This is a genomic window from Ruania halotolerans, from assembly GCF_021049285.1.
GTDB classification, from domain to species: Bacteria; Actinomycetota; Actinomycetes; order Actinomycetales; family Beutenbergiaceae; genus Ruania; species Ruania halotolerans.
Genome location: NZ_CP088017.1, coordinates 817,645 through 831,097, shown reverse-complemented (window position 1 = coordinate 831,097; position 13,453 = coordinate 817,645). Strand labels below are relative to the sequence as shown.

General features: G+C 67.8%; 10 protein-coding genes. 3 read left to right on the top strand and 7 right to left on the bottom strand.

The annotated features are described in order from the left end of the window. The first annotated feature begins 54 nt into the window (after positions 1-54). Entirely contained in the window at positions 55-1,179 is a 1,125-nt protein-coding gene (locus LQF10_RS03585) for an ABC transporter ATP-binding protein (RefSeq protein WP_231066130.1), read from the top strand. Positions 1,180-1,305: 126 nt separating this feature from the next. Continuing rightward, entirely contained in the window at positions 1,306-2,556 is a 1,251-nt protein-coding gene (locus tag LQF10_RS03580; RefSeq protein WP_231066129.1) for a DUF4032 domain-containing protein, read from the top strand. Between the two features lie 76 nt (positions 2,557-2,632). On the opposite strand, the gene LQF10_RS03575 is transcribed toward LQF10_RS03580, so the two are convergent. After that, positions 2,633-4,441 (bottom strand): glycoside hydrolase family 2 protein, encoded by a 1,809-nt coding sequence (locus LQF10_RS03575; protein WP_231066128.1) that lies wholly within the window; start codon positions 4,439-4,441, stop codon positions 2,633-2,635. Positions 4,442-4,561: 120 nt separating this feature from the next. On the opposite strand from LQF10_RS03575, the gene LQF10_RS03570 reads away from it, so the two are divergent. Further along, complete coding sequence (locus LQF10_RS03570) at positions 4,562-5,587, top strand: LacI family DNA-binding transcriptional regulator (protein ID WP_231066127.1); 1,026 nt, start codon at positions 4,562-4,564, stop codon at positions 5,585-5,587. On the opposite strand, the gene LQF10_RS03565 is transcribed toward LQF10_RS03570, so the two are convergent. From LQF10_RS03565 to LQF10_RS03540, 6 genes are all read right to left on the bottom strand, one after another. Next, entirely contained in the window at positions 5,574-6,686 is a 1,113-nt protein-coding gene (locus tag LQF10_RS03565) for a Gfo/Idh/MocA family protein (RefSeq protein WP_231066126.1), read from the bottom strand. The two genes, LQF10_RS03570 and LQF10_RS03565, sit on opposite strands and share 14 nt — an antisense overlap. Continuing rightward, positions 6,683-7,405, bottom strand: coding sequence for a ThuA domain-containing protein (locus tag LQF10_RS03560; protein ID WP_231066125.1), 723 nt, complete (start codon positions 7,403-7,405; stop codon positions 6,683-6,685). Before LQF10_RS03560 ends, LQF10_RS03565 begins: the two co-directional genes overlap by 4 nt. Before the next feature lie 102 nt (positions 7,406-7,507). After that, a complete protein-coding gene (locus LQF10_RS03555; RefSeq protein WP_231066124.1) occupies positions 7,508-9,595 on the bottom strand; it encodes a hypothetical protein in 2,088 nt (695 codons plus the stop codon). Between the two features lie 20 nt (positions 9,596-9,615). Next, positions 9,616-10,968, bottom strand: a complete 1,353-nt coding sequence (locus LQF10_RS03550) for an ABC transporter substrate-binding protein (RefSeq protein ID WP_231066123.1) — start codon at positions 10,966-10,968, stop codon at positions 9,616-9,618. A 64-nt stretch (positions 10,969-11,032) separates the two neighbouring features. Continuing rightward, on the bottom strand, positions 11,033-12,031 hold the full coding sequence (locus LQF10_RS03545) for a LacI family DNA-binding transcriptional regulator (RefSeq protein WP_231066122.1): 999 nt from the start codon (positions 12,029-12,031) through the stop codon (positions 11,033-11,035). Positions 12,032-12,044: 13 nt separating this feature from the next. Beyond that, positions 12,045-13,397 carry a hypothetical protein gene (locus LQF10_RS03540; RefSeq protein ID WP_231066121.1) on the bottom strand — a complete coding sequence of 451 codons (1,353 nt, stop codon included), beginning with the start codon at positions 13,395-13,397 and terminating at the stop codon, positions 12,045-12,047. Between the last annotated feature and the right edge of the window lie 56 nt (positions 13,398-13,453).

The window sequence follows — 13,453 nt, the reverse complement described above, 5'->3', positions numbered from 1 at the left end:
CTCTTCACAACGGATCGTCCGGCACGTACCTGCCGGTGAAGGGAAATAGCAGTCATGGCAACTGTGACCTATGACCACGCGAGTCGGATCTACCCGGGGACAGAGACCCCCGCGGTGGACGCACTCAACCTCGAGGTCGCCGACGGCGAGTTCCTCGTTCTCGTTGGCCCCTCTGGCTGCGGAAAGTCGACCTCCCTGCGGATGCTCGCAGGTCTGGAGGACGTCAACTCCGGCCGCATCCTGATCGGTGACCGCGACGTCACCGACGTGCAGCCGAAGGACCGCGACATCGCGATGGTGTTCCAGAACTACGCGCTGTACCCGCACATGTCGGTGGCCGACAACATGGGCTTCGCCCTGAAGATCGCCGGCAACCCGAAGGCGGACATCCGCAAGCGGGTCGAGGAAGCCGCGAAGATCCTCGACCTCTCCGAGTACCTGGACCGCAAGCCGAAGGCGCTCTCCGGTGGTCAGCGTCAGCGTGTGGCGATGGGTCGCGCGATCGTGCGTAACCCGCAGGTGTTCCTCATGGACGAGCCGCTCTCGAACCTGGACGCCAAGCTGCGTGTGCAGACGCGTACCCAGATCGCCTCGCTGCAGCGCCGTCTCGGCGTCACCACTGTGTACGTGACGCACGACCAGACCGAGGCCCTCACCATGGGTGACCGGATCTGCGTGCTCAAGGACGGTGTGCTCCAGCAGGTCGGCACCCCCCGCGACATGTACGACACCCCGCAGAACGTGTTCGTCGCGGGCTTCATCGGCTCCCCGGCGATGAACCTCGGTTCCTTCAAGGTGGCCGACGGTAAGGCGAACCTGGGTGGCGCGCACATCCCGCTCACCCGTACCACGCTCGACGCCATCACCGAGGAGGACAAGGGTGAGATCACCCTCGGCTTCCGGCCCGAGGCGATGAACCTGGTCTCCGAGGGCACCGAGGCTTCGTTCGGCATCAAGGTGAACCTGGTGGAGGAGCTGGGCTCGGACGCCTTCGTCTACGGAGAGCTCCTCGACAAGGAGGCTTCCGAGCACATCTCCTCCGGTGCCGGTGACGCCCAGGTGATCGTGCGCGTCGAGCCGCGGAACCCCCCGATGAAGGGTGACACGGTGCACGTGCAGATCCAGGATGGTCAGAAGCACCTCTTCTCCTCCGCCACGGGCCAGCGCCTGCCGGAGTGACCTGAGTAGCTAGTGAGCATGACGTGACGGGGGCGGGCCTACGGGTCCGCCCCCGTTCGCATGTCGCGGCGTCTCGCACTCCATGCACGCCACGGGCACGAACCCGGAACCTGACACACTAGGACCATGCCGCAGTCCTTGCAGATCACCGCCGCCGCGCCGGATCCAGCGATGCTGGACCTGCCGTGGCACATTGCGCTCGAAGAGTGGCCCGAGGAGAACCTCGCGGCCCTTCCTCGCGGGATCTCTCGCCACGTGGTGCGGTTCGTCAAGCTCTCCGGTCGGGTGATTGCGGTCAAGGAGATCGGCGAGTCCGTGGCCTACCGCGAGTACCAATTGCTCCGCGATCTGATGAAGCTGGACGTCCCCTCAGTGGTTCCGGTGGGTGTGATCACCGGCCGCAGCACCCCCGACGGGGAACCGCTGAACTCGGTGCTGATCACCCAGCACCTGAAGTTCTCCCTGCCCTATCGCGCACTGTTCAGCCGGTATCTGGCTCCGGACACTGCCACCCGGTTGATCGACGCACTTGCGGTGCTGCTGGTGCGGTTGCACCTGACCGGTTTCTACTGGGGTGATGTCTCCCTCTCGAACACCCTGTTCCGCCGGGATGCCGGCGAGTTCGCCGCCTACTTGGTGGACGCGGAGACCGGCGACCTGCACGACACCCTGACCACCGGCCAGCGCGAGTACGACCTCGAGATCGCCCGGGTGAACATCATCGGGGAGCTGATGGACCTCGCGGCCGGGGAGTTGCTCGTGGACGATGTGGACACCATCGCCGTGGGCGAGATGATCGTGACCCGCTACCACGAACTGTGGAACCAGCTCACCAGCGTGGAGGAGTTCGGAGCCAGCGACCGGTGGCGCGTGGCCGCCCGGATCCGCCAGCTCAACCAGCTCGGCTACGACGTGGGCGAGCTGCAGATGACCACCGATATCGACGGCACCACCGTGCAGATCCAGCCGAAGGTCGTGGACGCCGGCCACCACCACCGCCGGCTCATGCGCCTGACCGGGCTGGACGTGGAGGAGAACCAGTCACGGCGCCTCCTCAACGACATGGACACCTATCGGGCGGCCACCGATCAGCTGGGCGAGGACGAGGAGTTCGTGGCCCATGAGTGGCTCTCGGACGTGTTCGAACCGACGATCCGGCAGATTCCGCGGGATCTGCGGGGAAAGTTGGAACCGGCCGAGATCTTCCATGAAGTGCTCGAGCACCGGTGGTTCATGGCCCAGGAAGCCGGGCACGACATCCCGATGGCGGACGTGGTCCCGCACTACATCGACACCGTCCTGCGGCACCGGCCCGACGAGGAGGCGATCCTCGGCCTGGACACCGCCACGCTGCGGGCCCTCGGCGAGGACGTCTGACACCGGAACTCGAGCGCGAGGGTGGCCTGGGTGTCGTCGATCCGACGATTCACGACACTCAGGCCACCCCCGTGGCTCAGCCGTCCTTCTCGACGGCGGCCGCACGCTCCTGCACAGCCCGCACTCGGGCCACATCCAGCTTCTCCGAACGGTCGAACGCGTAGATCCCGTTCTCCTCCTGGAACACATCGGTGAGCTGGGTGTAGCAGTAACCGAACATCTCCGGATCGTCCAGCAAAGCGTCGGTGAGCCCGGCGAATCGCTGGTGGAACTCCTCCTCATCACGCACGCGCTCGCCGTAACCCCAGGAATCGTCGCGCTTGGTTCCGCTGGCCTCGGCGGCCCGCACCGGGTTCCACCAGATCCCGCCGTACTCACTCACGAAATACGGCTGGCCGTTGTACGGCTGGGAGATGGTGTGACCGTCATGGAGGTTGGTGTGCGCTTCCTCGCGGCTCAGCCCACCCACCTGCTCCGCGAACCGCGCCGGGTCCTGCTCGTAGTTGTGCGAATCCCAGATGTCCGTCTCCAGCACCCGGTGGGAGTACCCGGACGCGTCCAGGACCGGCCGGGTGGTATCCATTGCCTTCGTGGCCAGGAACATCCCCCGGGTCACGTCATCGAGCTGGGTGATCCGGTCGTGCAGACGCTGATATGTCTCGTTCAGCGGGCACCAGCCCACGATCGAGGGGTGGGAGTAATCCCGCTCGACCGCTTCCAGCCACTGCGTGATGAACGACGCCGTCGGCTGCTGGTGGTCCCCCGGAGTGCCATGGCCACCTGCGCCCCAGTCGCCGAACTCACCCCAGACCAGATATCCGAGCCGGTCCGCGTGGTACAGGAACCGCTCTTCGAAGACCTTCTGGTGCAATCGCGCCCCATTGAACCCGGCGGCGAGGGAGAGTTCGATGTCACGCACCAGGGCTGCGTCACTGGGCGCCGTCATGAGACTCTCCGGCCAGTACCCCTGATCGAGCACGAGCCGCTGGAACACCGGCTTGCCGTTGAGGAGGAACTTGCGCCCATCGATGCTCACCGAGCGCAGGCCCGCGTAGCTGGCCACCTGGTCCACCACGGTCTCGCCGTCCAGGAGCGTGATGTCCACGTCGTACAGGTGTGGATCGCCCGGCTGCCACAGTCGCACGCGGTCAGCGGGTAGCGTCACGACGGCGGTCGGCGCCATATCCACATCGGCCGCCACCTCGTCGGTGGCCACCACACCGGCCGAGTCACGTACGTGCACCCGCACTCGATGGCCGGGCCGGTTCGCCGTCAGCGGCACAGTCACGTGGAACCGTGCGCCGGCCACGTCCGGGGTGATCCGCGGCCGGCGGATCGCCACCTCGGGCACCCCCTCGAGCCAGACGCTCTGCCAGATGCCCGTGGTGCGGGTGTAGTGGCAATCGGTGTTGGCGTACCGGGTGGCCTGTTTGCCGCGCGCCTGCGGCCCGCCGCGGGGATCGCGCGCCCGCACGGTGACCGTGACGGTCTGCCCCGCCTCGGCATGGCCGGTGAGGTCGGCAGTGAAGGAGGTGAAGCCGCCGCGGTGGCGCACCACCTCCGCACCGTCCACCCAGACCGTGGCGTCATGGTCGACTGCCGCGAAATGCAACTGGGGTCGCAACCCGGTCCAGTCGGCAGGGATGGTCACCTCGCGGCGGTACCACAGCGCCTCGTGGAAGTCGACATCTCCGATGCCCGACAGTTCGGACTCAGGAGCGAAGGGAACCACGATCGAAGAGCCGAGGGCGGCGTCGAGGAGGCCGCGCTCCCACCCGGAGTCGCCTGGGTCGAACTCGAAATCCCAGGCGCCGTTGAGGGTGATCCAGGTGTCTCGCACGAACTGCGGGCGGGGGTGTTCATGGCGGGGAGCGTCAGCGCTCATCGATATGACCTTTACGATGGGGAACAGGAATTCTCACGTTGTAATGCCGGTTCCGCTACGGTAGGCCGCGAGCCGATCGACCGTCAAGCACGACCCGTCAAGCACACCGAAGGGGGCGCCGTGGCCGAGCAGCAGCGCCCGCCCAGCATCAAGGATGTGGCCGAACGCGCCGGCGTCTCCTGGAAGACGGTCTCGAACGTGATGAACGGCCAGGTCAACGTGCGCCCGCAGACCCGGCTCCGGGTGGAGCAGGCGATTGCGGACCTCGGCTACCGGCGCAGCACGGCCGGTCGCCAGCTCCGCTACGGACGCTCGTTCATCATTGCGCTCGCCGTCCCCGAACTCACCACGCCTTACTTCGGTGACCTCGCCCACCAAGTACTCGCCGCCGCCATCGAGCGCGGGTACACGGCGCTGATCACCGAGACCGGCGGGGATGCCGACCGTGAGCGCGCGGCCCTGCGCGGATTCGATACCCAGGTGGCGGATGGCGTGATCCTGAGTCCGGTCTCCCTCGACGGGCCCAGTATCGCCGGCGCGCAAAGTCACGTCCCGTTGGTTCTGCTCGGGGAGCGTGTGGCGGGCTCACCGCTCGATCATGTGATCTATGACAACCGGCGTGCGGCCCGGGAGGCCACCGAGCACGTCCTCACGGAAGGCGCCCAGCACCCGCTGTTCGTGGGGGCCAACGCGGAGCACCGGTACGGCACCGGCTGGCTCCGCGCCGAGGGATTTCTCGACGCACTCGGTGCCCGAGGGAGCGAGGAACTCGTCGTGAGCAGCCCCCGATACAGTCGCGCACACGGCGCCCAGGTAGTGCGCGAGTTGCACGGCTCCGGCCGACGATTCGACGCGCTGGTGTGCGCCAGCGACCTCCTCGCCGTTGGCGCATTGCACGCCCTGCGCCAGCTGGACCAGTCCGTGCCGGACCAGGTCCAGGTGATCGGGTGGGACGGTATCGACGAGGGGCGTTACACCCACCCCGCGTTGAGCACAGTCCAACTGGACGTGCGCGCCGTGGCACGTACCGCCGTCGACCTGGTGATCGACCGGATTGAGAGCGCGGAGCGCGAGGCACCCTCGGCCGAAGTGGTGGTGCCGCACCGGCTCATCGCTCGGGCGAGCACACGCATCAGGAGTGGATGAGCGGAACGGGGTCCGGCCGCTCCACGCGCGAGTCGATTGCCAGCGCCTGGCCCGTCTCGGCGGAGCCGAGCACTGCTTCCATCACCTCGAGTACATGCAATGCGAGGGCGCCCGAGGCCCGCACGTGTGCATCGCTCGCGGCACCGACGAGGTCCAGTACTCCGATCCCGCGCCCACCTCGGATGTCCCCGGCCGCCGGCTCGAGCACCTCCCATTCGGGCGAACCCAGCTCGCGCAGCCGCACCTCGCCGTCGAAGCGGTTCGGATCGGGCACGCTCAAGGATCCACCGGTTCCGTGCACTTCGATCTTCGGTGACTCCGTTCCCGCAGTGTCGAAGCTCATCACGATGGTGGAGAGCGCACCGCTTGCGTGCGTGAGCACACCTGTCACGTGGGTGGCCACGGCCACCTCGATGATCTCACCTGCCCGCGGTCCGGAACCGATCGTGCGCGTGGGCCGGGCGGTACGGGCCGCGCCGACGACGGAGGTCACCTCCCCCAGCAGCGTCACCAGCGTGGTGAGGTAGTAGGGCCCCATATCCAGCAAGGGGCCACCGCCCGCCTGGTAATAGAAGTCCGGGTTGGGGTGCCACGACTCATGGCCGGCACAGGCAAACGTGGCTGTCGCCGAGGTGGGGGTCCCGATCCGACCGGCGTCGACGGCGGCCCGTGCCGTTTGAATGCCGGCGCCCAGCACCGTGTCGGGGGCCCCGCCCACCCGGACGCCGGCGGCTCGCGCGGCGTCGAGAACGCCGATCGCCTCGGCCGCACTGGCCGCGATCGGCTTCTCGGAGTAGACAGGCTTTCCTGCCTCGATCGCCGCATGCGCGACCGTGGCGTGTGCAGCCGGGATGGTCAGGTTGAGCACCACGTCCACCTCGGGATCGGCCACGAGTTCAGCAACAGAGAGCGCACGCGCACCAACCTCCGCGGCCACCTCCTGGGCGCGTGCTGCGTTCAGATCCGCGACCGCCACCACCCGGGCATGCGGCAGTCGCTCAAAGGTCTCGAGATACTGGCTGAGGATCTTCCCCAGACCCACGATCCCGATACCCACCACGTTCCTGGACGCTCCCGACCGTGGGCCTTCGGCGGTCATCGCTGCTGCCCGGTTCGAGCGGCCCAGAGGATGCCGCGCTCAACGATCGTGCGCACGTGCGGATCCGCCAGTACGTCCACCGAATGACCGGGAGTGGCCACGAAGATGCGGCCTTCACCCCAGTCCCGGGTCCACACGGCAGGGCAGCTCACCTCCCGATGCCACGGCTGATCAGCTCTGGCCGGGTGGGTGGTGGTGGCATGGACGTCGATGAGATCGTCGGTGAGTACCCAGTACTGCTCGGTGTCGAGGTCGAAATCCTCGATGCCGGCCACGATCTCGTGCTCGGAGGTGATGCTCACCCGGTGCGGGAGGTAGTTGTCGCTCTGGTCGCCACTGCGCTGATCGGCGGGTTTGGACGGGTGAGTCGCGAACTGGCCGCCCACGAGGTGCAGGTAGTCGGAGGACTTGCGGAACGAGTCCGCGATCCCACCGTGCCACCCCGCCAAGCCGGTGCCGGCAGCGACGGCGGCGATCAGGCCATCCACCTGCGCCTTCTCGATCTCACCCATCGTCCAGCACTGCAGCACCAGATCCGTGGCGGCCATCGCCTCGGCATCGGCGTACACGTCCAGACTGTCGTGGACCTCCACCGCGAACCCGCTCTCGCGCAGGAACGGCAGAAACAGGTCGGTGGCCTCGACCGGAGAGTGCCCCTCCCAGCCTCCTCGAACCACCAGAGCTCGCCGCGCGGGCGTGTTGTGCGTCGTCACAGCCATCCTCGTCCTCGAAGGGTTTACGTCAGGCTCGAGTGTAGTTATGTTGCACCGAGCAACCAACTGCCGGTCCAGGTGCACACGGCCAGGCGTGCGTAGCGAGGGTCAGACCGACCGAATCAAGCCCTCGTGGCGGATGACCCAGGAACCGTCTGCGGGGAAGCCCGGGGTCTGGACGTCTGTGCCGTCCCAGCCTTTCACCATCATGGCGAGCGCAATGAGCAGTCCACCATTGCCGGGCAGGTAGGCAGGCAACGTCTCCGTCTGCCAGTTGTGCCCGTTCACCAGGTAGGTGTTCTTCGCATGGTCGGCCAGCAGGAGGTCGACGGCGAGGCTGGGTTCGCCGAGCCGGGCTGCCGTCATGGCGAGTGCCGGGTGGTCCCACCCCCACGTGCTCTCCCAGTTCCAGTCATTGAGCACGTCATGCAGCGTGCGCCGCATGGTGGCGTGATCGACGTAACCCGTATCAGGGACCACGCCGAGCGCGTAGACGTGCGCAGGATGATCCGACCGGGTGGTCCACGGTGGCACCCCCAGCGCGGTGTAGCAACCGTCATGTTCGTGCGGCGGCCGCATCCGGGCGGCCACCTCGGCCCAGCGTGGGTCGGCCGGAAGCCCGAGCCGTTCGCGCCACTGGTTCGCCACGTGCAGGCCCCAGCGCCAGTAGGCGAGCTCGAACGGCGGATCGCACAACTGCTCACGACGGTCGGCATCACTCTCCTGGGCGGGGACCAGCGGAGGCCCGAGGCCGTATCCCGCGCTGCCCGGAACCACCACATCCGCCATGAAGGCGGCGCTCTCCAGCACCAGTTCCGCATGCAGGTGAACGGCTTCCGAGGAACCGGCACGGCGCAAGAGCTCAGCGAGGTGGATCAGATGGGGTTGCTGCCAGAGCAGGAACGGACCGATATTGCTCGGGCTCTCCACGCCATCCGGTGCCACCTGCTTGGGCCACCGCGCGCCGGTGTATCCCTGCTGCCAGGCAGTGGCACGGGCCACGTCGAGGATGCGGTGGTACCAGGGCATGGATCGTTCGAGCAACTCAGGGCGCCCCCAGAGGGGGAAGTGGGCGGCGTGCCAGTAGTGCATCTCCAGGTGAAATCGCCCGCGCCAGCTATTCACCATCAGTCCGGTCTCGGCCGGTGGGGTGGAACCGGCACCGTGGATGGCCGTCAGGTACTGCGAGAGCACTGCGCGGCGCTCCAGCTCTCCCGCGCGGGGATCGGTGGACTCGTGCAGGTCCAGTGCGGCTCCCGTGTACCAGAACCTCGGCCAGTGCTCGGCCGCGGCGGTCACGACGGCGGCCGCCGTCAGTGGGTCGCCGGTGGAGCGGCCGAGCGCCACGGGCTCGATGACCAACTCGATCCTGGTGCCGGTCTGGACGAGCACGATCCGGTGCTCCTCCACCTGACGGACCTCCAGCTCTCGCCCGTGCCAGAGCATGAGCCGATGGTGCGGGACGCCGTCGAACCAGCGCACCACCTCGGTACCCCCGCCAGCGGGGCGCACCCGGGTCTGATGCGCACCTGGACGATCCCAGTCCGCTCCCCCGCTCCAGCCCTCGGACCCGTAGGGGAGTTCGATCTCGATCGCCAGGGTCTGCGCTGGCAGCTCCGCCACCCAGGCGACGGCGTCCCGATCCGGATGACATGCGGTACTCACCCGGACCTGATGACCGGCCAGGCGAGCGCGGGACGTTACCGCACCCGTCCACAGGTCAAGCTCCTGCGTGCCGACGATCTCGTCGACCTGGGGCCGCCGCAGTCGCCCGGACTGCGGGGGGCCGGCACCGTCAGCGAGGACCCATCCGATGCGGTACAGGTGCAGTCGGTGCGGGTTCGATCGGAGCCACAGCAAGGCGGGGTCCAGGTCGGAGTCATCGCGACTCATCGGCGGGGCGTCGACATAGGGCACCGATCCCCGGTCGGTGGGGTAGTCGCGGGTGAAGGCGCCCAGATCAGCCCCTGCGGGCCGCGGCGTCGCGTGCCATGCCCACTGAGTGAACGTACCGAGGAGGGTGCCGGCCCGTCCCCCTGCCGGATCGGCCACCGGATAGTGCTCGGGTACGGTCTGGGTTCCGGTGACGTCGAGGGTGATGCAGTGTTCACCGTTGCCCACGCTCAACGGTGCACGCTGGTCGCTCCCGTCCACCTCGATCCGGTGCCGGTCGATGAGCGCCCGCCGATCGATCACCGCCGCTGCCCTCCGCTCACTCAGGAGATTGCCGCCGTGACCTCGTCGACGAACTGCTGACCTGCCTGCTCCGGGGTGATCTGCTCGAACAGGATCTGGTCGTTCAGTCGGTCCACGATCAGCGCCGTCTCGGTTGAACCGGTAGGCCCGATCACGAAGTGGCCATCCACGAATCCGCTCACTCTCTCGATGAAGTCGAACTCGATCTGAGTATTCTCCTCCAGTCCTTCGGCGGCGAGGAACTCACGGATCTCGGGGTTGGAGGGGATGCCCCGGTCGGTGCCGATGTGCTCGGCCGCCTCGGTGCTGCCCACCAGGAAGTCGACCAACCGTGCCGCCGCCTCCGGGTGCTCGGTGCCTGAGCTGATCGTGTAGAGCTGCGAGGCCTGGAGCCACATACCCGAGCCGTGCTCGCCCGTGTCACCAGGCAATCGTGCCAGCACGATGTCATCGCCCGACGCGTCCCGGAGAGCGCCGATGCTGTTGGACCAGCCGAACCCGATCGCTGCCCGGCCCTGGCCGAGCAGACTCTGCTCCGGTGCCGTCTGGGTGCTCAGCTCAGAGGTCAGACTGGCTGACGGCGTTCCGCCGGTGTCCCGCAACTGCGTGGTGAGCGTGAACCAGTCGGTGATCACCTCGGCAGGCGCGGCGAGCGTTCCGTCCTCGGTGTACAAGCCCTGCCCCGTACGCTGGTACAGATAGGCATCGAGCATGTCAGCCGCCGTGGGGTCCTCGGCGCCGTAGGTGTCGGAGTCGGTGGCGTCGCTGAGCTGGACCGCGAGATCAGCGAACTCGTCCCACGTCCAGCTCTCCTCGTCCGGCAGCGCGATGCCGGCTTCCTCGAAGATGTCCCGGTTGATGATGGCCCCGAAGGTGTTCGCACCGGTCGGAACTCCGTACTGGGTCTCGCTGAAGTAGCCATTCGCGAGCGCACTCTCGTCCAGCACACTCAGGTCCAGCCATTGCGAGACCTCTGCCAGATCGAGTAGGGCACCGCGATCGCCGTACTCGCGAGGGTAGGCGCCGCCCATCGTGATGACATCCGGCGCATCGCCTCCGGCAGTGGCCGTGGCGAGGCGGTCGAAGTAGGAGTTGAAATCGATGAACTCCGTCTCCACCGTGATGTCCGGATTGGCCGCCTCGAAGGCATCCACGGCGGCGTTGGTGATCTCAGCGCGTTCGTCGTTACCCCACCAGGCGAACCGGATCGTCACATCACCCTCGTCCGCGTCAGTGTCAGCACTGCCCTGCGAACAGGCACCGAGAGCGAGGATGCCGGCGACTCCCAGCGCCCCGAGCCTGATCGTTCGCTTGACGTTCTTCATGTCGACTCCGTCCCGGCGCTCCAGTGCGCCGTCTGCATTCGCGATCATAGGTTTACACCGGTGTAAATTCTCTCCGAAGGAGATCCAGCTGTCAAGAGTCTTCCCGGGCGAATCAGCGGCTGGATTCGCGGACCACCAGCGTGGCCGGTACCTGATGTTCGGACACTCCCGTGGCGCGCCCCTCGATCCTGTCGACCAGGAGCCGGACGGCGGTCCGGGCGATCTCTTCCCGCCCCGGGTTCACCGTGGTCAGGGATGGGCGCGCATACCGGGACTCCTCGATATCGTCGAAGCCGGCCACCCGCACCTGGCCGGGCACCTCCACACCCGCCTCCCAGAGCGCGCGCATGGCACCGAGAGCCATCGCATCATTGAGCGCAAGCAGTCCGTCGAACTGCGCTCCACGCGTCAGGAGTTCTGCCACGGCACCCCGGCCCGTTTCCCGCGACCAGCGTTGCGAACCAGAGGAGACGACATCGTCTGGATCGAGGCCCGCGGCCGTGAGGGCGGCGCGCACACCGCGCAAACGCAGCGACCCGGCGCCGACCTCTGCATCATGTGCGCCGATGATCGCGATCCGCCGGCACCCCTGGGCGAGCAGGTGCTCGGTGAGCATTCGCCCACCTGCTTCGTTCGCCATCACGATGTGATCGACGTCTGAGGTCAGTGCGCGCTCACCGAGCAGGACCATCGGGAAGTCCACCGCCAGGGCCGCCGCATCGGCGTCGCGCAAGGCGGTCGGGGAGTAGATGAGCCCATCGCTCATACTGCGCCGCGGACTGCGGAGCACATCGAGTTCGCCGGTGCGCATGCCCGCAGTCGGCTCGATCAGCACCGTGTACCCGAGTTCGTCGGCGGCGTCCATGACGGCATCGGCGAGCTCAGCGAAGTACGGCAGTTGTAACTCGGGCACGGCCAGAGCGAGCATTCCGGTGCGCCCCGTGCTCAAGTTCCGGGCGGTCACGTTCATCTGATACCCGAGCTCGTCGATGGCAGCCAACACTCGGCTGCGCATCGAGGCACTCACGTGCTCGTACTGGTTGACGACGTTGGAGACCGTTTTCAGGGATACACCGGCGTGCTGAGCCACCTGCCGCATGGTCACGGCCATCGGCGGTCCCGGTTCACCCCTCGCCGCGCAGTCGCGGCCAGACCGCGGCGCCGACGTTCGCCAGCGCACCGCTGAAGAGCACCGCAGCGGCCACTTTGCCGGTCACGGCCCAACCACGCTTCGTGCCCGGGCGGGACGAGCGCCGCCACAGCACCGCACCAGCGACCGTCTCGACGGCGGCGAGGGCATAGGGGCCCCACGTCCGTGCCGGCTGCTCCGCCGCGTCGGCGAACGCCGCCACGCCGGTCCGGGCGTCCTCGGCCGCTTGCTGGGCGCGGCGCCACGCATCCTCCGTCGCATGCTGGGTCCGTTCCCGGGCATCCTCGCGTGCCTGCAGTGCGGCGTTCCTGGCGTCGTCGGCTGCCAACCGGGCACGGCGCCGGACCAGTTCGGACAGGCCCACGGGCTCCAGTTCCTGCGCCCCAGGCACATCTGTCGCGTCGGTCTCGCCATCGAGGAAGGCCGTCAGCGGCTCGACCAGATCCTGTGGCAGGCCGAGGGCGCCCACCAATGGCGCCAGCTCCGGGCCACGCAGGGCATGGAGCACCCGATCACGGTCGGCATCCGGGAGAGCCGCCAGGACGCCGTCGGCGAGTGCTTCATGACCGAGCACCTGCTCGGCGAACGCAGGGGCCACTCCCCCGCCCGGAATGATGGCTCGCTCCAGACCCCACACATGAGTGTGGGCTGCGCCATTGACCGCGGTGACCGCCGGGTACATCGTGCGGCGCTCGAGCACGACGGCGGGCCAGGCCTGCCCGGTGAAGTCCAGCTCCTCCACTCCGGGAGCATCGACCAGGAGCACGGCGATCGCATGGCGGTCGATGCTCTCGCGGTCGGCGGTCTCAGGGGTCTCTGGCGTATCGGCGCTACCCGCCCCTTCACTGCGGTCGCTATCCTCGCCCAGCTCCGGTACCTCGCCGAGCACGGCATGCACCGTGGCCCCGAGGGAGGTGGCCAGACGCTCGGCGCTCTCTCGGCCACCGTGCAGCAACACCACGGTGCGCTCGGGCACGCTGGTGACGTCCAGGTGGGGTTCGAACGGATCCTCCGTCTCGCCCTCCGGCTGGTTCACAGCGATCACATCGCCGAAGATGGCAGTGCCCTGGCACTCCTGTGCGAGGGCCTCCGCAAGTTCCTGCAGCGGCGGCCCCGGGATCACCGTCTCCGCATCCGGACCGAGCACGGCAACCCGTTGCTCCGGGTCGGTGGCCACACTCACCCAGACTGCGGCCTGCTCTTCCGGGTCGGCCTCGAGGATGGCCACCACGAGGGCACCGTCAAGGAATCCCGCAGTGCGCAGCACCCGCGCATCGGGTGCCGTGATCTGCCCCTGGTGCCGCTGCCACGACGTCGACGTGCTCATGTCCCGAGAGCCTACCTACCGGACGTGCAGGGTTCTTGCACGCCGTGCGAGCGAAC